We start from the raw sequence: 21,224 nt of genomic DNA on the forward strand, positions 1-21,224 counted from the left end.
TTAATTGCCTAATTCCAGTTGATTTTTGACGAGTTCGAAATATCTTCCTTTTTTTGCAGTAAGTTGTTGATGGTTTCCTTCTTCCACGATAGCGCCTTTTTCCAAAACAACGATATTATCTGCGTTTTTTACCGTGCTTAAGCGGTGTGCCACTACGATAACGGTTCGATTTTTGAAGAAGCGATCCAGATTCTCGATGATCACTTTTTCGTTATTGGCGTCGAGCGAATTCGTCGCCTCATCCAAAAAGATAAATTCAGGTTCCTTGTACACCGCGCGCGCAATCATCAAGCGCTGTCGCTGCCCTTGGCTAATACCTTTTCCCGCTGTTCCAATTTTTGTTGCCAACCCAAAAGGTTGCTCATCAATAAACTGATTAAGGTTCGCCATGGCTATCGCGTTTCTTAAGCGCTGCTCATCCGGAAACTCATCATTTATTGCAATATTTCGTTCGATCGTATCAGCGTATACAAAGTTATCCTGCAATACAGAGCCGCAGCTATCCCGCCACATGGCAAAATCCAACTGTTCCAATTTACGTCCACCTACTAAAATCTCGCCTTCTTCATAGGGATAAAACCGCAGCAAAAGTTTCAGCAAGCTAGTTTTTCCGCTGCCGCTCGTTCCCACAATTGCCGTTGTTTTACCTTCCGGAAACGTAATATTTAATTTATTAAAGATTGGCTCATTGCCGGCGCCAAAATAACGAAAGGTCAGGTTGCGCATCGTGATGCTCCTGCTCGCAGGCAATTGCATCAGGTAATCCTTCTGTATTGTGTCTTCTTCTTCTGTTTCATAGATTTCATTCAATCGTTCTAGGCTTATCTTGGCATCTTGGTAATCCTGCATAAAGCCGAGTAACGATTGCACCGGATTACTGACCATCCCGACGATATATTGAACAGCCATCATCCCGCCCAGTGTAAGCTCATCTTCGATCACGGCCTTCGCACTGATATACGTAATGAAGATCCCTTGTACCTGGCTGATTGCCAGCGAACCCGCCGATTGATATTGTGATAAGGCTAAACTGCGTACCTTAAATTTAAAAAGCTTGGCCTGCAAAGCTTCCCAGCCCCATCGTTTTTGCTTTTGCGCATTATTTAACTTGATATCTTTGATGCTTTGGATCATCTCTACCATGTAGGTCTGGTTTTCGGACGATATTTTAAATCGCCTTTGGTCCAATTCCCGTCGGTAGCGCATAAACAGCAGAATCCAAATCGTATACAGTATCGTAGCGCCAAAAAAAACGAAGAAAATAGTTTTATGATAGACCAAGAGCAGCGTACCAAACACCAACATATTGACCATAGAAAACAGCGTATTTAACGTGTTTCCGGTCAAAAATGCTTCGACGCGTTGTTGATCCGCCATGCGCTGCATCAAATCGCCATGCGTTTTCAAATCGAAGAACGCCATGGGCAGGCGCATGATCTTGATCAGCAGATCGGTCAAAATTGAAATATTCACCCGAGTACTGATGTGCAGCATAATCCACGATCGGATAAAAGAAACGGCCGTACTGCCAACAAAAAGCATGAGCTGTGCGATCAAAATGAGGTTGATGAAACTTATATTTCTGGTGTTAATCCCGATATCGACAATCGATTGTGTAAGAAAAGGCGCAACCAACTGCAAGATCGTTCCTAATACCATTCCGAGGATCAGCTGAAAGAAAAGCTTTTTATACTTATAGAAATAGGTAAAGATTTTGCGCCATTCAAGCTTGTTGGACGGTTCATCTTCTTCGAGTTGATAGAAGTTAGGTCCCGGGCTTAATATCAAAGAGAGGCCGGCATGTAATTCACGTGTTGAAAACCAATTTTTTGCGAACTCTTTTTCGTCGTAGGTGAGTAAACCGGATGCCGGATCGGATATATAGTATTTCTTTTTCCGAATTTTATAGAGTACCACAAAGTGATTTTGGTTCCAGTGCAGGATACAGGGCAGCTCTGCTTCTTGCAGTTGCTCCAAGGTTAGACGAACGCCATAGGTTCGAAATCCCAGTTTTTCCGCAGCTTCGCTAATCCCAAGTAGATTTACACCATTTTTCGTGGTTTGACAGAGCTTACGAATTTTATAAATGGATATCTGCTGACCGTAGTATTTGAACACTATTCGTAGACAGGTGGCGCCGCAGTCCATCATATCCATTTGCTTATAATGTGGGAAGCGCTTTAGCATGGTTGTTTTACTATCATATAATCGTGAAGAAATTATAAACATCCTAAAGTCGAATATATCCTAATCTTCGTTATAGTCGGATAGCTTATTAAAATCCCTTTGGTTGCAATACCTTGTTTAATCATATCGACGGCCTAAATAATAATCTTTTATATGGCAACTACATTTTTAATTTCTAAGATAGGCTGACCATTTGTCGCTTGGCAAAGCATATCTTGAAAACTTATCCGAAATTTTAGAAAATTAAACTACAGTCATTCTGTGTTTCGGTTTTTCATATCGAAATCATATCATCAAAAATTATATCGTTTAAGCCCCTTCTTTCTTCTCACCTCTTTTTCACCATCAAACTGCTGCTTCCTATTTATCGAATGATCGTTATTACTATGTAATCTATATTCATAAGTCGGTGTATAAATGAATTTCGTTTTGTCGAATCCCGCTAACTCAAAAAGTGGTAACAAAATTGCCATGTCATAGGGCATACGTAGTAAATTTCCATGTTTGTCCCGAAATAGCTTTAAAGTGGGGTCCAGTTCGATAAATTTTTTAAAAACCTTATATTTAAATGTACGCATATGCGAAGCCTTCCATTGGGATTTCCTAATATTTTCAAAATCGGACTCGTAGTAAGGCTGGCCCCATTTGCTGTATTCATTAATAATCGATGTCGATCCATAAGTTAGTAACAGAGATTCATCTTGATAGATGGTTTGTAGAATATTTAAAACGTATTTGTGAGGAAGTCGGTCATCAGCATCAACCAAACAAACGACATCATCGTCAGCAATCTTTTCGGTAAGTAAAATATTTAAAATATTTTGAAGGGCGTATTGACGATTTATATTGGTGTACATTTTAAAAGTCGTATTTTCCTTGACGCAGCTTGCCCCCTTGTCTGTAGAGCAATCGTCGATGAGATAAACATTATAATTTGTAGAAACCTGCGCCTGTATAGACGATACATAATCCGGTAGAAATTTGGCTGCATTCCGAAACGGCGAGATAATGTGAAAATTAATTCGTTTTTGACAAGCAGTGGAGTTTTCGGAAATTGCAAATGCGTGGGGCGAAAGAATTGAAAGGAAATTTAACCATGACATGTGATTTACAAAGTTATTATTTTCCAAAATAGATAGCGCCAATTTGAAAATAGGTCTGGTCAAAATAAACGAAGAAACACTCGAAATGCCATCAATTGCAATATAATTTTCATTAACAATAACTTGTTCCGCATATTCAGCCTCGACGTATAAAAAGTAAATTCCTTCCGCGACGACATCAAAAATCAAACTTTCCAATTTTTCATAACATGGCGGTGTACTTTGTATATGGTCGGAAATACAAAATATCACATCTTCATCTTCCATCAAGGCCCATTTAATGACGTTTGCTAGGCTGGCATTTAGTGAGCTGCAAACCCTATACCCTTTAGGGTTAACGGTAAACCCCATTGTCAGATCTTTATTTAATCCTTTAATTTCTTCATTCAAAATAAAAGCAGTTAACATAATCCTCCTTATTTGTACGTAATGTCCGTCTCTCAAGAAGCTGTGGCTCCCCAATAACGGAAATAATAGATATATCCCCCCTTTGACATTGATTAAGCATTACTTATCAGTTAGTTACAACGATGTTTGATAAACATTCAAAAATAAAATGGTGACTTTTTCTAGTTCTGCGAGCTCTGCCTAGCAAGCAATCTCGAGTCCAATGATCTTTTCGAGCTATTTCAAACCAGCCGTCATCGTTTGGATTAGCTACAATTGCTCTATTGAATACTTGTCTAATCTTGCTTTCCCAATATGGATTTTCATACTGTCTAACTGCAATATAAAGTTTAGCAAGATCTATAAGGTAGGCGTCCAAATTTTGCTGTTGTTCAAAAAACGTGATCAATCTTTCTATAGCGAAATAAAGGGCCTCTTCTACGAGCGACTCACTTAAACAAACTTTAACTAAATAAGTGTATTTTAATATTACTTTTAGCTGCGTCGAAACACCTTCAGGAGACAACCTACGATCATTTAGTAAAAAATGATTGAGTTTACCCAATAAAAGCTTTGTACATTCTAAATGTGTAAAGCTTCGGTAAGACTGAATCGATGATTTTGAACTTAAACGATGCTGATAATAGGTTATATGATAAAGCAGAGAGTCTATATTATCGTCTTGCTGCGTCACTTCTCGAATCGTGAACTTGTAAACTAAGTCATCAATATGCTCCAATATTTCATCCGCATTACCTTCCATATAGTTAATATCTATCAAATAACCTATTAGCCAACCTAAGCCTATAATACCAAATTCGAAATCATACCTCTCTCTTTCCACCACTTCCTTAGCCCAATTATCAATAGCAGCTTTATTCCTATTTTCTTTGTCAGAAAGCAGAAACAGGTATAGCATGTCAAACGTACTTACGTAATTATTCATAACAATTATAAAAAATTAAATGCCACTTCTATATTTTCTCGAGCCACTTCGTATTTTGGCGCATTGCTCGTGTAAGTTTCCAATACTTTACATTTACTTTCAACGTCGGGAGGTAGTCTAAAATAAAATAAACCTCGTTTCGTAATGTCGGCTTGCATATTAAATTTCCCTCGATTAACGTAAAACAGTTCCATATCCAACACCTTGGCAAATGCTTCTAGGAAAAGCTCATCGACTCTATATAAAGTTGTTGAATAAAAGAAACGATCCGACTTTTCCGTTCGATTGAAAATTGCTTCTACAGTTACATAGTCTACACAGAAATCTAATGACATCAGAATAGCCTCTGAATAATCATTAGCGACAATCTTATTTATCACTTTTTCTTGATTGAAATTATGATCGCTACCGTGTTCATTTTTTTCGAGTATAAAAACATCCAAAGCGAGATACTTTTGCAGATATTTTTTTAAAACAAGGTACCTTTCTAGCGTGCGATCCGTAAGCGTTTCTTGATTGAAAATGACACAAATTTTGGAATAGATTGGACGTTCGTCATCTAACCGCTGCCTATGTGACTGGATAAATTCTACAATTTTGTAGCTACAGGTGTCTTGATTAATCTTGATTAAACCGTCATCATACCACGGTGGATAATTCAAGTACTCTGTCTTCTTAAAATGCTGCGTTTTATCCTTTATATCTCCGGAGTAATGTTGGATAGCTTTTTTATCCCAATCGACAATAGAGTCGAAAGGCCACGAAAAATCCATCTCCGGATGAATCTCTACTTTCTTATCTAGTAACCAAAGATTCCACAGAACAGCCCACATGTCAGCACACCAAGCTTGAATGCCTCTTTTTTTGCTTCGATATTCTTTATTAATAGCATACTCTTCTTCCCAACATTTTTTGTTATAGGCATTCATAAGCACATATAGATTTTCTGAATCTTCTTCCACTTTTTCCCAGAAAGAACTGTTGATACCTTTTAGTATGTATTGCGCTCCACCAGTTTGAGCATCTTCATTTAAGAGTTTACTCTTTTCTAGCCCGACTTCTTTTAGCATCCCTTCCAAAAGTTCTTCAGAGCTCGATGCTCGGATATATGACACATCCAGATAATTTCTGGTATCCGAAACATAACACGTAGTATTATGCAGTTCAACATTTATATTGAGACTTCTTGAAAAAAGTATGTCAGAATCATGATAAAAAATAGTCTCGTCTTCCAAATATTTAAATTTTGCAAAGTGCTGTTTTAAAATATGCGGCCGTATAGTGGAAGTGTAGCTTACATTGCTACGTAAATCGGGATAACAAAAAAACTCGGCAAGCAATTTATTTCTATCGGTAAAAGAATTTAGCTCTTTAGGAATTTCAATTTCAGGATCAAAAGAAAAGAGTACATGAATACAATCTTTAGCGATACCATGCTTACTAAAATTATGCAGTTGTATTTCCAGCTGCCAGGCAAAGTAAATAGAAAAGGGTTGAGCTGAGATATGAATCATACATCAAAATTTATGTAGCAACGCTATCTATTTCATTATACTGTTGAAGTTGAGATTTTAACTTTATTAAATCAGATCGCAAAAAATCTTTCTTATTTTTCAAAACCATTATTGACTTTTTTTAATTTGCCAGTGTGTTTGCTATATCTCCCTATTTCCAATATCATTGCGCTAATTTTTTGCACGCTGCTCCGACTTCAATGAGTTCTGGATAGACAATGTTGTCGATTGGCTTTCCATGGATTTTTAATACTAAATAACAAGTATGTTTAAATATTTCAATCTTTAAAGATTATTTTAGGGCTTCCTCACAAACCTTATTATATGGTTTACTTGGACGTGTAATCAAACGCTCGCCATAGTCAGACACCTTTTCTTGGTCGATTTAAGTAAGGATGACAGAGTATAATAGGTTATTACTCCCGTATTTTCCAATTTTGGATCCAGGCTCACGATTGTTAAGATTGATAAAAAAATCACTTTTTTTGTAAAATTTAAAAACTGATAAGAACTAAAAAACACCGAGAAAGAAATATGACATCATAATATGTTTCTGTATTCCCTTTATTTTATAGTACTTCCGATCCACTTAATTAGTTTCTCGTTACCCATGTAACCTCCAATATTTTTGTGCGCCAGACTGCCATTTTTATCAAAAAGAAGATAACTAGGTATAGATTCGATATTGTATTCGGTATATATAGCATTCATTTGTGTTTTAGATAAGTAATAATGCTCTCCAGCAATTATATCAGCGTAGCCTTCCCATCGGGAGCGATCCGAAGATTGGTCTGTTAAGTAAACAAACACGACATCATCAGAAGATGTATATTGGGCCTTGACTTCCTTAATCTTATTAAAGGCATCAATACATGGTCCACACCAAGTTGCCCAAAAATCAGCGATTACAACCTTGCCTTTATATTTTAATAAAAGATCGTTTAACACATCATTTTTTGCAGTGTCGTAGGGTAGATAATATCTTCCGAAGGATTTTTTAGAAAAATCTGAGACTAACGCATTCCGATAGTGTATATAATTGCTAATTTGCGCATTCTTAAAATAGCTATTCACTATTGTTTTCTGATTTTCGGACAAAGGTATTTTTTGATTTATTTGATCTACATATGCCCCTATCAGTATTACTTCGTAAAATAAATCGTTTTGTCCAGGCAACAATTTCCGTAGCCTGCTTATAAATGAATCAGCCGGATTATTGATCAAATTTGGCAAATCTAAAACTGAATCTTTTCTGATCGCTTGTAAAAATGTGGGATCAAAAAACATTAGGATATCATCTTCTGAATTATTCAACTTCAAGAGGTTTTGATAATATGAAATATCTCTTTCAGGACTCACTGGGCTATCTAACAAAGAATCAACAACAATTTCTCTGTTATACCTAACGACCAAACTATCGTATTTATTTATCAAATCGGCCTTCATAAACATGGATAGTTTATTTTGCAAAGAACGGGAAACAGTAAGGGGCTTCATTTTTTCAACAGCAAAAGCAATTCGATCGTCAAACTCTCTTAATTTACTATCTCTAAAATCATTTGCGCTCTGAAATCTGCTCTTCTTTGACAGCGGATTTCTGTCTTTTGGAGATTTATATCCGAAGAGGGCATTTTTAATTAGCTCAGCGTAAGCTTCCGACTGGCGAAAAACCTGTTCAAATTCCCCCTCAAACTTTACGTTGTAATTGTTACAATCAATATGCGCAAAATTTAAGGTTGTTGTTTTGTTAGGACTGAGAAGGATAAGATTGTATTTTTCTTTGTAAAAGAAATAAAAAAATGATTGTCCCAATATGAACGTGGAAAAATGTAATACACTGTCGTTGACAATAGTAAATTTTGCCGGCACATCGCTTTCGAAGAGCGATGATAAATGAGCTTGATTTAGGCTATGAACACTATCGCATGAGCCCGAAATTTTTATATATAAATTCGTATTACCAAATTGAAGCGACTGGGCCAAGGCAGGCTTGCCGTAAAAAAAGAAGATCATGGTTAACGATAAATACGCGGAAAACATTTTATATGTGTACATAAAAATCTATAGGGAGGGGATTTCGATATACATCGATCGAAATCCCCAATAACTATTAATGATATTTAAAAATTAATCTTGAGGCTTATTTACATCCAAAAAAACCCATATACCAGCCACAAGTACCAGGTTTACAATCTGTTGTTATACAGCTGCTTCCTTCAGTTCGACAAGCAACGGCGCAACCACCCCCAGTAGTTGGTTGAACCACTCCTCCGAAAACATCTTTCAACTGCTCTCTTGTTAATTTCTCTACCTCTTTAAGATTAAGATTTTTTAATGAAATTTTCATAACTTTGTGTTTTAAGTAAATCGATGTTCACTCACTCCTGAACATCTTGGGAGGGCCTTTTTACAGAGGAACCTTCTGTTTGCCCGAGATCGTTTGCAACCGGCTCGGGCTTTTCTATATAGTTTTATAAAATATTTTTTAGCTCAGCAATTTGATAGCTGTCTGGCAACTCTCTTCCATTGATAAAAATGGTTGGTGTAGCCCTTATTTTCATTGCATCACACCATGCATTCATAGCTTCCACTTTGGCTAAAGCCGTTGTCATCTCCCCATTAACTGGGTGTTTTGCAGCAAATAGTTCGTAATCTTTCTCTTTAGCCAAATACCAATCATCTAAGGCTTCTTTAACTTGCTCCGCACCATACACTTGTTGTATGGCTAGTAAATGTGCTACCGGAGCCGTTCTTTTATCATCTTCCCGCCCGCTGGCAGTAAAAATAATCCGTACACGAACATCCGGGTTTTTATGAACAACCGCATCCAACGCAGGATGGGCTTTTGAGCAAGGACCGCAGTAGGGATTGCAGACTTTTACAATCTCTGTCTTTGCTTGTGGGTTACCAACAACAATACCCAAGCCTTCTACAGAAAATGTAATTCTATTGTTCTTTTCCAGCAGCGATTGAAAAACATCCGGGTTATAACGCAAACGTTTCCACCGCCGCTCTAAATCTTTACTTTTCTTAGCGTCTTTTAGTAAAGGAACTGCCTTATGTGTAAGCGCTAGCATGCCGAAAAATAAAAATGCCATAGGCAGTAAAGCAAAGCTATTTAGTTCATTAAAAGCTGCGTCAGATTGCTTAAGAAAATAGTAGGAAGCAAGAGCATTAACCAGCAATACCCCTTGCACAAACAAGCAGAGCGGACACCATTGCCGCACAACAAGAGCTTGATAGTAAATTGAATAGATAATGTATGGCGAAACAAATAACGAAGCATATGCAAGCCAATTGTATCCCGCTGGATCCGCTATAAAAAAGAGTTGCGCTGCAAAAAAAGAGGCAAAGAACGCCATACCCCAAGCTGACCAACTTATGCCCAAAAAATTGGATCCGGCGGAAGATAGCACGGCGTTACAGTCTGCTTTTTTTCCAAAACCACCGCATACTTCCTTGAGAAAAGGGTGGAAGGCATCGATATCGTGCCATATGAGCAAGGAGGAAAGCGCCAAACCAATAGATGAGCTTATTAAAAAGGTAAGAGCAATCCAGTTGGATGCAGGCGAGCTGTTCCATGCAGCGAAACCCGCAAGCAGTATGAAGATTCCTAAACCACCAAAAGAGACCTGTCGAAGCGACTGACTTCGCTTTTCATCGGCCCTATTTTTTTCATAGTCCATTTCGTCTTTCTTCGTCGTATCGTCCAGTAACAAGACTATTTCCTTATCTATGGATTTAAAATCGGCTATGCGCACAGTTTCCTGTCGTTTCTTTTCCGGATCCCAGAAACTGATATGCTGCTCACCCACTTCCGTAACGAGTGTTAATGCGGCATTCGGCCAGTGCTCGCGCTGTAGCGCGCAAACAAAAGGTGTTTCAAAATCCTCGTATGCGTATTCACCTAGCCTGACGCCGGCACTTTCCACGCCATAGTCTTTCAAAACGTCCTGCACAGCGACTAAGGAAATGGGGTCTAGATGTTTTTCTATCGCCCTGGATAGATTAAGTCGAGTGTGTTTGATGTCCGAAGCATGAAGAATCAGTTGGAAAATATCCAACAGGTTTTCTTCCAAATCGATATAGTTTTGACCGAATAGTTTCATTAGGGTTATATTTTCATAGCACTGAACATCATAAAGGAAAATTTGCCAGCTTGATTTTTACTAACCAAATATAAATAAATAACAACAATTAGGAGATAATATTTTAATGCAAACGTTTGTTTAAAATATATCTAACCAAAGTATAATCTTTATTTGTCGGTTTTGTAGTTTTTTACGAAACTATAGGTTTTAAATTCAATTTAATTGTTATTATAACATTAATTTTTTTTACCAAATAAAGATGGTTGTAAATTGACAAGCACGATTATAAAATAATTTCAAAAGACGTTAATAGGTAGAGGGCCTAATTTTGACTATTAATTGCTCGAATCATCTGCAGGCGAGGAGTGCTGTGATAAAATCTCAGTGCCCATGATTTTCCAATCGATCTTTTAGCAACACAACCTTTTTACTTTCTATAGTGCCTCCTAAAGAAAATAGGACACACCATCAGATTCATCTAATGAAGATCTCTTTCAAAAATATTTTTTAAAAACAGCTCTATTTGTTCTCCTCGGAGTCCTCTAGCGATAATTCTACCTTCGGGATCCAAAAGAAAGTTATCCGGTATGCCTTGAACGAGCAATTCGTACCCTGCTTTATTCCCGCGAAAGCCTTTTAAATCGGATACTTGCTTCCACAGAAGTCCATCATCCAACACCGCCTGTAGCCATTTATGCTTGTCTTCGTCCAACGAAATACCTAAAATCTCAAATCCTTGATTCTGATATTGTTTGTACAATTTTACCAACATAGGATTTTCGGTTCGACAGGGAACACACCAGCTCGCCCAAAAGTCCACTAACAAATATTTGCCACGGTAATCGGAGATTTTATAGATGCGACCCTCTGCATCAGGTTGGTCGATATCGGGAAGTTGGGCACCTGTAACGAGGTTTCTTTTCCTCCTAATATCATGTGCGAGATTCGTATTTTTCAGATCCGAGGGCAGGATTGCCATCATTTCATCCAAAAAGTCATAATCAACATCCGTCTTCATCAACATATACCATAACAACTCCAGTGCGTAATAAGTTGCTATATTTTCCCGGATAAACTGCTTTGAACGAGCATCTTGCTGATGAACGTCTAACTTTTTCAACGCTGTTCGTAAAGCACTATAACGTTGTTGCAGCCTGTCTGTTTCTGAGTTGGTAAGTGTATAGGCTCTGTCGGCTTTGCTTCCCATCGACCGCGCTTTGCCATGGAAATCCATTTCCTTATACGGTTCTATCCAAAACAAATACGCCGACTCTCGTTCTTTCTCGCTTTTATAATACCTTATCTCAACCAACGTTGGTTCCGGTATTGCGCCAATCAATTTAAATTCACTGTTTTGATCAAGGATCAAAGGTTCAATTACGAGGGAATCAAAGCGTACGTAATAACAGGCTTCATATGCTGCGAAAGGGACTGTGTCGATTTGACCTTTGACCACAAAGGGTTTGTTAACTTGTGCTACTGCTGTTGAACAAACTGACAAAAATGTGATTAGATGTAATAGTTTCATATCGTTTTAAATCTGTGGAAATACATAATACTGGTAGGCTGTACTATCATAACCAATTGTTGATCTATACCTTCTCAAAGCAACAATCGTTGGTTACTTCGACACAAGATGTCCGAACAAATACCTCTCCTGCACATCTTCGGAGGGCCTTTTACAGGGTATCTTTCGCTTTCCCGAGCTAGTTTACCGCCGGTCAAGAGATATTGTAAAACACTCACTATTGTTTTCAAATCCTTCGACATCATGATAGCGTATATGTTTAGCTATGGGTAAAGCTCTATCCAATTATTATCGCGTTTGACTTGTTCGCTGATTTGTTTTTTTTGAAGTTGGCTTCCCTTTAGATGAACATCCGTTCCGTTTTGAGATGCAGTACGAATCTCCCAATGATTTTTCAACAAACTCTTAGCTTGTTTTAGAAAATCTGTTCGGGTTACTCTTCTATAGCGCACCCCTTCGTCAAAGTTGAAAGCGATACGGCTTTCTTTTCTTATGAACTTGGTTAACTCAAACTTCCAAGAAGATGTAGCATCTTCAATTGTAACGATAAGACCTGGAAGTCCACAAAACTTATAGGGACCATCACTAATAGGTATTTCCGTCGAAAACCAAGCCTCCCAACGACGACCTCCATAATCAACAACAGCTTTTTGACATCGGTACCCCATCACTGTCATCGTATCCGTTAACAAGTCCCAATCTAAAACATTTTGTGGTTCAGAATAATAAAAATGTACCATATTATTGGCTCCGCCGGCATTGATTCCCTGAAAATAAAATAGACTATCGCTGTCTTTAATAATTGTATAATCTGGTTTAAATTGTCCAGCTATTGAAATGGCTGCTCCACCCTTGAAATTAGATCTATCAAAAAGATATTGGTATCGCGCTAAATCTTTCTGTGCCTTCTCTTCAGATCGGAAAAGCGACTGCTTGTTATTGATAAGTAATTCGCAGTTTAATTGGTCAACTATATGCGATAGACTATCTTTTTTGAATCTCAAGGTGTAATCGACCTTTATATCGAAAACGAAATCTTCACGACTCTGTGCAAATATTGCTTCATAATTGATGCTGAAAAATAAGCAAATAATGAAAGGCAAAATACCGTTATGTTTCATGCTAAAATTTGATAATCCTTAATATAAAAGGAATGTTCGAAAAGTTTATCTGACTTATAAAAAGCTACATTTTGCTGCTTTATGATTTATCCGCAACTCAACGCTAACCAGCGAGCTGGTTAGGTAACAACTTTTCGAACAATCCTCACACTAATTACTACGGATTGCAAAAGCTACTGCAAAAGAGATAGACACGACTCGTAGTCCAACTCATCGCATGCCAATACGGTACCTCTGCCGTCCCCACATTCGCAACTCACGACACCAATCCCAGTAGTTTGTTGTGTCTGTCCTCCTAAAACATCTTTTAATTGGTGCTTTAATAAACGCGTCAATTTTCACTAAAATTTAGCGTTAGAAAAAAAATAATAACGACAAAAAATAGTATGTCTCAAAAGACGATTTTATTAGCTTTACTTTCGAGCAGTTTCAATCCACTCAATCAGTTTTTTGTTACCCATGTAACCTCCAATACTTTGATGACTCAAACTGCCATTTTTATCGAAAAGAAGATAGCTAGGTATCGATTCGATATTGAATTTTGTATAAATAGCATTCATTTGTGTTTTATATAAGTAGTAATGTTCTCCAGCAATTATATCAGTGTAGCCTTCCCAGCGAGATCGATCCGAAGATTCGTCTGTCAAGTAAATAAATACCACATCATCAGAAGATGCATATCGGGCCTTCACTTCCCTAATTTTATCAAAAGCATCAATACATGGTCCACACCAAGTAGCCCAAAAATCAGCGATTACAACCTTACCTTTATACTTTGATAAAAGCTCCTTTAACACATCATTTTTTGAGGAATCGTTAGGAAGATAGTATCTACCGAAGGATTTGGAAAAATCTGAGAGCAACGCATTGCGATACTGAAGGTAATTGGCAATTCCCGTATTTTTAAAATAGCTATTCACGCTTGTTTTCTGATTTTCTGACAAAGGTATTCCTTGATTTATTTGGTCTATAAATGCACCTGTTAGGATTATTTCATAGAATAAATCCTTTTGTCCAGGCAACAATTTTCGAAGCTTTCCTACGTATAAATCTGCTGGATTATTGATCAAATCCGGCAAGTTTAAAAGCAAATCTCCTCGGATCGCTTTTAAAAATGTGGGATCAAAAAACATTAGGATATCATGTTCCGAATTATTTAAATCCAAGAGCTTTTCATAATATGAAATATCTCTTTTCGGAATCAATGCGCTATTTAATAAGGAGTCGAGATCATTATTTCTATTGTATCTAACAAACAAACTATCGTATTTATTTATTAAATCCGCCTTCATGAACATGGATAGTTTATTTTGCAAAGGACGGCCAACAGTAAGGGGTTTCATTTTTTCCATAGCATAAGCAATTCGATCGTCGAACTCCCTCAATTTACTGTCTCTAAAATCGTTTGCACTCTGAAATCTTGTCCTCGTTGACAGCGGATTGGGATCTTTTGGAGATCCGTATCCGAAGAGGACATTTTTAATAAGTTCGCCGTAAGCTTCCGACTGACGAAAAAGATGTTCATATTCTCCATCAAACTTTACGTTGTATTTGTCACAATCAATATGCTCAAAGTTTAGGGTGGTTGTTTTGTTAGGACTAAGGAGGATAAGATGGTATTTATTCCTGTAAAAGAAATAAAAGTATGATTGTCCCAATATAAACTTGGAAAAATGTAATATACTATCGTTGACCACAGTAAATCTTGCCGGCACATCGTTTTCAAAGAGCGATGATAGATGGGCGTAATTAAGATTATGGACACTATCACATGAGCCCGAGATTTTTACATATAAATTCGTGTTACCAGATTGAAGCGATTGGGCGAAGGCAAGTTTGCCACAAAAAAAGAAGATCATGGTTAACGATAAATACGCCGAAAACATTTTAGATATGTACATAAAATTTATTGGTAAGGGATTTCAATATACAATTTCCTGTCGTCTCTTTTCCGGATCCCAGAAACTGATATCCTGCTTACCCATTTCCGTAACGAGTGTTAATGCCGCATTCGGCCAGTGCTTACGCTGTAGCGCGCAAACAAAGGGTGTTTCAAAATCCTCGTATGCGTATTCACCTAGCCTGACGCCGGCACTTTCCACGCCATAGTCTTTCAAAACGTCCTGCACCGCGACTAAGGAAATGGGGTCTAGATGTTTTTCTATCGCCCTGGATAGATTAAGTCGAGTGTGTTTGATGTCCGAAGCATGAAGAATCAGTTGGCAAATATGCAACAGGTTTCCTTCCAAATCGATATAGTTTTGACCGAGTAGTTTCATTAGGGTTATATTTTCATAGCACTGAACATCATAAAGGAATATTTGCCAGCTTGATTATTACTAACCAAATATAAATAAATAGAAATAATTAGGAGATAATATTTTAACGCAAACGTTTGTTTAAAAAATATCTAACCAAAAAAGACTCATTATTTGTCGGTTTAGGAATGTTTTGCGAAATTCTTGCTGTTACATTAATATTAATTGTTGTTTTAACATTAATTTTTTATCAAATAAAGATGGTTGTAAATTGACAAGCACGATTATAAAATAATTTCAAAAGACGTTAATAGGTAGAGGGCCTAATTTTGACTATTAATTGCTCGAATCATCTGCAGCCGAGGAGTGCCGTGATAACATCAAGTCCGTCCATCAAATGGAGTAGTCCGCCTTTACCAGTTTAGGCTTGCATGTTGGGGATCGTCATACCCAAATGATGGAAAGATCGACCTTCTCACCAATTTTTAAAACTCGTAAAGAAGGCGAAAAACAATCATTTGTTTGCATTGCCATGTGAAGGGAATGTTTTTAGCTATTCCAAAACGATTAAAAGTCAAATTTTACCCGCACGCGGATACCGTGCTTAGGGGCATCCGGCTGATCGAGGTAATTCAATCGACGTACATAGTCGACGCGAATGAACTTAAAGATATTTGTTAATCCTACGCTGGCCTCGATGTAGGGTTTGCTGCCAAATCCGTAGGTGATCGGCTCACCATTGTCATTTTTTTGAAATTGGAAGACATTGTTGGTGTAAGCTGGATTGTTTTCATTGCGGAGTCCGCCGTAGATGGCTTTCATGCTGAACACCTCGCGCCATTTGAGCTTCTTGATCAAGGGCACCTTATTCAGGATAAATCCGTTCATGTAATACTGGATGTTCGCCGATACGGAATGGTCGCTCACAAACTCTAGGAAGTTCATGAGGTTATAGGAGCGTAACTGATAGGCATAGGTTTGGTTGGCGCGGTGGATGTTTAGGAATGGGAAAGGGATGTTTTCGCCCAGTATGTAGTTGCCCTCTACATTCACATCCGCATAGCCCAACTGGGAAAAATAGAAACGCTTGTCGGCGCCCAGCGTAAAATTATGGTAGTTGTACTCCCCATCCAGCACATCCTTTATTCCAGCTACATAGTTGAAATAAAAGATGGGGTACTTGTTGAAAATCGGCGTGCGATACAATTTACCTTGATAGTATTCTTCGTGTGGCGCATAGCGCAGGCTGAGTGATAGCTCTGTCGTGTTCAGTTCGTTGAATAATCGGTTGTTTCCGTTTTCATCAAACATCTGGTAGGTCAGGATACCTGCGGGCTGTTGCTTCCATTTGGAGAACCCCAATACGTAGGATAGGTTATTGGCAAATTCACGTTTATACTCCAATCGATAGATATCATTGTAGAGATAGCGCTCGTTTTCGCCCCGTTTGAAGGAAAGTAGGAAATTGTCTTCCTGTACAAATTCGAGGTTCTGTCCGGGTATTTTGGTATCGCGCATCACCGAGGCACGGAGGTAGTGTTGCGGGAAGGTGTATACCGATTTGTTGTTTAAGGCATAGGTAGCGCTTAGGAAATATTTCCATTTCTCATCCTTGAAGCCATATGCCGTGTATCCTTCTGCATAAAAACGTTTGCTCAGCCGGTCGGTGGTGCGGCCTCCGAGTCGCAGGCGAAAGCCCTCCACGGGATTGAAGCTGTAGAAGGTATTTACCGGACCAACTTCGATCGGCCCCAACTGCTTATAGCCCGAGAGCACCAATGCACTGATATCCAGAAAACGCTGAAAAGAAGGCATCAGCTGCAGAGTGTCTATATTGCGGTAGATATTTTGTTCGTTGGATTGCAAAGGCACTGGGCGATGCGTGAGCCAATAATCCTCCGCAATAGGCGCTCGCTGCTGTTCAAAAACCTTCACCACTGCCGGACCTGCATAGGTACTATCTGGTTTGACGAGACCCGTTTTGAAATCCTCGTAAACCACCGTACGGTTTCCTTTGATACCGGTACCCTTGTCTGTTAACGAAAAATCCAATCCCAGCGAGCTGGTTTTTAAGTAGTAGCGGTTGTTGCTATGGCGTTCGTAATCCAGTTTTGCGTCCAAGTCGCGCACAAAGTTCAGGTTAATGTCATTGGCAACGCTTAGCTCGGCATGTTTTACGGCATAGCGACCATCCAGCGTGATATAGAGCTTCCCTTGGAAGAGCAGGTCCGCTTTATTGCGCGGAAAAAAGCTCAACTCGACCAAGTAAGGGGTCTCCGTTTTGATCGTATCGGTGATGTAGAATTTATAAAATGTTGGCGAAGCACCGGAAATTGGACTTAGGAACTGGTTGGTGACCAACTCGATGTTGCTGTCATAGATATCGATATCCTGATACAGTTTATTGAAGTAAGCGCTCATACCATTGTTGTCAATGAATTTGGGATCGAACTGTGCGCGCTGTTCGGCCAAGATCAACTGCTTGCTGTTATTGGGCTTTTTACGGGAGTAAATCTGGGAAAGACGCTCTTCAATATACGCCGGTAGGGTATAACCTTTTGCGGTACCCTCTTCGGCATCTTCCTGTTCAAAAAGGAATTGGTAGTTCTTAAACACCTTCCGATTTTTAAATTTCTCCGATAAGTTGCTTAGACCAAGCGATATCTTCTCATATTGCTGGTATTCGACATAATCGTAAGCCTCCAAACGGTTTTCATCTTTATGCGCAATTACCTGACGAATCAATTCTACAGCCGGATTGTTTTTGTTGGAGTATTTGGAACGCCTGGGCGCATTAATTTGGACGGCCTCGAGCGTATTTTCCTCTGGAACGAGATAGATAGTAAGTTCTTGGTAGGCATCACTGCTTATGGACAGATCCTGCGGTTCGTAGCCAACATAAGAAACCCTGACCTTCGAAAATCCAGGTTCTATGCGCAGGGCAAAGTTCCCGTTATCGTCAGTAGCAGCAGCAGTGGTTGATCCCAAAGCAGCCACCGTGGCGTAACCTATAGCCTGTTTATTGGTGACATCGATAACCCGACCTTTAATATGGATACTTTGCGCAATGGAAAAAAACGGAAGAGTAAGTAGGGCAGTTAACAAACTGACATACCGAACGGCCACCCTTATATATCTTGTAAACATAACGTATAAATTTGAAACTATCGAGTTGACTTTTGAACTATTAAAGTCAGCTCTTTAGGAAGTCGAACAAAAGTAGCGATTGTTTAAATGATTTTAAAAGGGAATATTCGGTCGCGAGGTTAATGTGACGTTGTTCTGATGATTCTGTTTTTTCCGTTACAATCAAAAGGGATCGGGAACGTGGAAACGCACGATTTCGCGGCTCGTAGGGTGTTCAAATTGGATGTATCCAGCATGGAGATGTAAACGTTCATGTCGGGTGCCATAAAGATCATCACCGACTATGGGGCAGTGGAGCCCCAAGTGGTGGGCGGCATGTACACGCAACTGATGGGTGCGGCCTGTCAACGGAAAAAAGTGAACGCGTGTTTTGCCTTCCTCATGTTTCAACAGGCGGTAGCGGGTGCGAGCAGGCTTGCCATAATCATAGCACACCACTTGCCGAGGTCGGTCGTCAAGGTCTACCCGCAAGGGCAAATCGATCTCTCCCTCTTTCAGCGGAAGCTCGCCGTCGAGTAGGGCAGTATAACGCTTGATCACGGTATGCCGTATGAATTGATCCTGGATACATCGATGGGCTTCCTTATTTTTTGCTAAAATCAGTATACCTGAAGTAGACATGTCTAACCGGTGGATGATCACCGGACCGGATATATCGGGTATTATGCTGAGGATACGGCTATATACCGAGTCCTGTATATGAATGCCAGGCACGGAGAGGAATTCCGCCGGTTTGTTAGCTACGACGATGTCATCATCTTGGTAAATAATCTCCAAGTCCTTACCGAAGGCCGGGTTTTCCAATAGTGGGTTGGGATCCACGGATAGGCCTTCGAGCATATGCGACAAAATAGGCTCGCATTTGCTTTTGCAGGCCGGGTAGTAATTTTTATGTTTGCGCACCTCCGATGCAGGCGATGCTCCCCACCAAAATTCAGCCATAGCTATGGGCTTTAAGTTCTGTTGGTAGGCATATTGGAGCAGCTTTGGCGCCGCGCATTCTCCTGCTCCGGCAGGTGGTGTAAGTTGTTTGCTGTCTGCAAAGATGGACAACACACTGCGTTGTTCGCCGGCAGCATTCAGAAACTGGTATTGGTCGAACAGGCGGCGCTGTAGCGCGGCAGAGCGCGACTTACGCTCGTTTCGCAAGCGCTCGATCGCTTGCTGCCGATCCACCAGCTGCTGTTGCATGGCCTGCACGGTGTTTTTCCAGCCAGCCTTCAAAACGTCGTATTCGTGCTGGTCGCGGTAGCTTTGTTTGATAAGGTCTTCTTCCAGCAGTAGATAGGCCGCTTCATCGAGTTGCTCTTTCCCTTGCTTACGCTTTTCTTTGCGGCCCGCCTTTTCTCTTTTCATGTGTTGGCGAAATTCGGACAAGGCGGTTTGCGCCTGCTGCTGTAAGTCGGCAAGATCTGTCTCCAACTGCGGGAGCGTTGTGTCTTTCGTCAGTTGCTCGATTTTGCTGTTCAAGGCATTAATCTGTTCTTCTTCCTGCAAAAAGAAACTGTCCTTGCTTAGCATATCAAAAACCGGAGGTACAAAGTATTGGTGTGTATTGCTATTGGCTAGCTTGCCCGATACAGCGGCTAGATAGCCAAGTTGTCCATCTTTGGTTTCGACCACCAGCACGCCGAACATCTTCCCAATAACCAGCCCTTCCATGGCCTGCAAACCGAAGTTGTGCACGAAATCTTCTTGTGTTTCCAGATAGTGCTGTAGCTCGCTTACGGCCAACTGGCTCAGCGGATCGGGCTCATAGCTAAACGGAAAGGTAAAGCGTACCGGTTTGGTCAAATGAGAGACTTCCGATTGGAATGGGTGTAAGAAAGGGACGCTTGTTGTTGCCATCTGGGTACTTTGTTGCGGGACAAAATTAAAAATTTATCCGGATTTATGACAATATTATGGAGCAGCGCTTTTCCTGAAAAACGGTAAAAAGCGTAACTTGTCTTAGAACAAAATGAACGTATACATGGAAAAAATAACATTAAAAAATACCCAGCTTGCGATTGCGCCGATTATTTTCGGAGGCAACGTTTTTGGATGGACATTAGACGAAAAAGGTTCATTTGCTATTTTAGATGCTTTTGTGGATCGTGGTTTCAACGCCATTGACACCGCCAACCAATATTCATACTGGGTGCCGGGAAATCAGGGAGGCGAGTCCGAGAAGATATTGGGTGCTTGGACAAAATCGAGAGCCAATCGGGAGCGGGTGGTGCTGATGACAAAAGTTGGCGGCGCGTTTGCAGGTAGCGCAACGCCAAATACCACACGGCAGCATATCATCGAGCAGGTGGAGCTGTCGCTGAAACGTCTGCAGACAGACTACATCGACCTGTACCAAACGCATTTTGACCAGGAAGAAACACCGGTAGAGGAGACGCTTCGCGCTTACGAAGAACTGGTCAAAACAGGAAAAGTGCGCTACATTGGCGCCTCCAACCTGGCTCCGGATCGGCTTCGGGATTCGTTAGATACCAGTCGCAACTTGGATTTACCCACCTACAGGACGCTGCAGCCGGAGTACAATCTGTACTCGCGCGAAGGGTTCGAGACAAACTATCGCGACATCGCGCAGGCATACGAGTTGTCGGTCATTCCCTACTTTTCACTCGCTAGTGGTTTCCTGACTGGGAAATACCAAAGCGAGGATGATTTTGGTAAATCGGCACGCGGACAGGGGGTGAAGGAGCAGTATTGGAACGAGCGTGGTCAGAAAATCGTGACGGCACTGCAGCATGTGGCGGAGCAACACGACAGCACGCCATCGGCAGTGGCGCTTGCTTGGCTATTGCAGCAGCCGACGGTGGTGGCACCTATCGCGAGTGCTACCAAGGAATTGCACCTGCAACCGTTTTTGGATGCCGTAGGGTTAACCTTTGCCAAAGAGGAATTGATTTTGCTGGACGAAGCTAGTGGTTATTAATTTTATTTAAAGT

The 21,224-nt window shown here is 40.1% G+C and carries 14 protein-coding genes; 1 reads left to right on the forward strand and 13 read right to left on the reverse strand.

The window, feature by feature from the left end:
* The 13 genes from IE165_RS07030 to IE165_RS07090 form a co-directional block, all read right to left on the reverse strand.
* Positions 1–2,187 (reverse strand): peptidase domain-containing ABC transporter, encoded by a 2,187-nt coding sequence (locus IE165_RS07030; RefSeq protein WP_189625890.1) that lies wholly within the window; start codon positions 2,185–2,187, stop codon positions 1–3.
* A 293-nt stretch (positions 2,188–2,480) separates the two neighbouring features.
* On the reverse strand, positions 2,481–3,698 hold the full coding sequence (locus IE165_RS07035) for a glycosyltransferase family A protein (protein WP_189625891.1): 1,218 nt from the start codon (positions 3,696–3,698) through the stop codon (positions 2,481–2,483).
* A 106-nt stretch (positions 3,699–3,804) separates the two neighbouring features.
* On the reverse strand, positions 3,805–4,623 hold the full coding sequence (locus tag IE165_RS07040) for a hypothetical protein (RefSeq protein ID WP_189625892.1): 819 nt from the start codon (positions 4,621–4,623) through the stop codon (positions 3,805–3,807).
* A 5-nt stretch (positions 4,624–4,628) separates the two neighbouring features.
* Complete coding sequence (locus tag IE165_RS07045; protein ID WP_189625893.1) at positions 4,629–6,137, reverse strand: hypothetical protein; 1,509 nt, start codon at positions 6,135–6,137, stop codon at positions 4,629–4,631.
* 564 nt (positions 6,138–6,701) lie between these two features.
* Positions 6,702–8,150 (reverse strand): TlpA family protein disulfide reductase, encoded by a 1,449-nt coding sequence (locus IE165_RS07050; protein WP_189625894.1) that lies wholly within the window; start codon positions 8,148–8,150, stop codon positions 6,702–6,704.
* Positions 8,151–8,277: 127 nt separating this feature from the next.
* On the reverse strand, positions 8,278–8,484 hold the full coding sequence (locus tag IE165_RS07055) for a hypothetical protein (RefSeq protein ID WP_189625895.1): 207 nt from the start codon (positions 8,482–8,484) through the stop codon (positions 8,278–8,280).
* Between the two features lie 124 nt (positions 8,485–8,608).
* Entirely contained in the window at positions 8,609–10,246 is a 1,638-nt protein-coding gene (locus tag IE165_RS07060; protein WP_189625896.1) for a vitamin K epoxide reductase family protein, read from the reverse strand.
* A 460-nt stretch (positions 10,247–10,706) separates the two neighbouring features.
* Positions 10,707–11,756: a TlpA family protein disulfide reductase gene (locus tag IE165_RS07065; protein ID WP_189625897.1), complete on the reverse strand. Its 1,050-nt coding sequence runs from the start codon at positions 11,754–11,756 to the stop codon at positions 10,707–10,709.
* Positions 11,757–12,019: 263 nt separating this feature from the next.
* Positions 12,020–12,877, reverse strand: coding sequence for a GLPGLI family protein (locus IE165_RS07070; protein WP_189625898.1), 858 nt, complete (start codon positions 12,875–12,877; stop codon positions 12,020–12,022).
* 413 nt (positions 12,878–13,290) lie between these two features.
* Positions 13,291–14,229, reverse strand: a complete 939-nt coding sequence (locus IE165_RS07075) for a TlpA family protein disulfide reductase (RefSeq protein WP_189625899.1) — start codon at positions 14,227–14,229, stop codon at positions 13,291–13,293.
* Between the two features lie 570 nt (positions 14,230–14,799).
* A complete protein-coding gene (locus IE165_RS07080; RefSeq protein ID WP_189625900.1) occupies positions 14,800–15,156 on the reverse strand; it encodes a hypothetical protein in 357 nt (118 codons plus the stop codon).
* 546 nt (positions 15,157–15,702) lie between these two features.
* On the reverse strand, positions 15,703–18,282 hold the full coding sequence (locus tag IE165_RS07085; RefSeq protein ID WP_189625901.1) for a DUF5686 and carboxypeptidase-like regulatory domain-containing protein: 2,580 nt from the start codon (positions 18,280–18,282) through the stop codon (positions 15,703–15,705).
* A 162-nt stretch (positions 18,283–18,444) separates the two neighbouring features.
* Positions 18,445–20,130, reverse strand: coding sequence for a pseudouridine synthase (locus IE165_RS07090; protein WP_189625902.1), 1,686 nt, complete (start codon positions 20,128–20,130; stop codon positions 18,445–18,447).
* A 124-nt stretch (positions 20,131–20,254) separates the two neighbouring features.
* On the opposite strand from IE165_RS07090, the gene IE165_RS07095 reads away from it, so the two are divergent.
* The gene (locus IE165_RS07095; RefSeq protein ID WP_189625903.1) at positions 20,255–21,211 is read left to right on the forward strand and encodes an aldo/keto reductase; all 957 of its coding nucleotides are present in this window, start codon (positions 20,255–20,257) and stop codon (positions 21,209–21,211) included.
* Positions 21,212–21,224: the final 13 nt, after the last annotated feature.

This window comes from Sphingobacterium griseoflavum (assembly GCF_014653155.1).
In the GTDB taxonomy this organism is placed as follows: domain Bacteria; phylum Bacteroidota; class Bacteroidia; order Sphingobacteriales; family Sphingobacteriaceae; genus Sphingobacterium; species Sphingobacterium griseoflavum.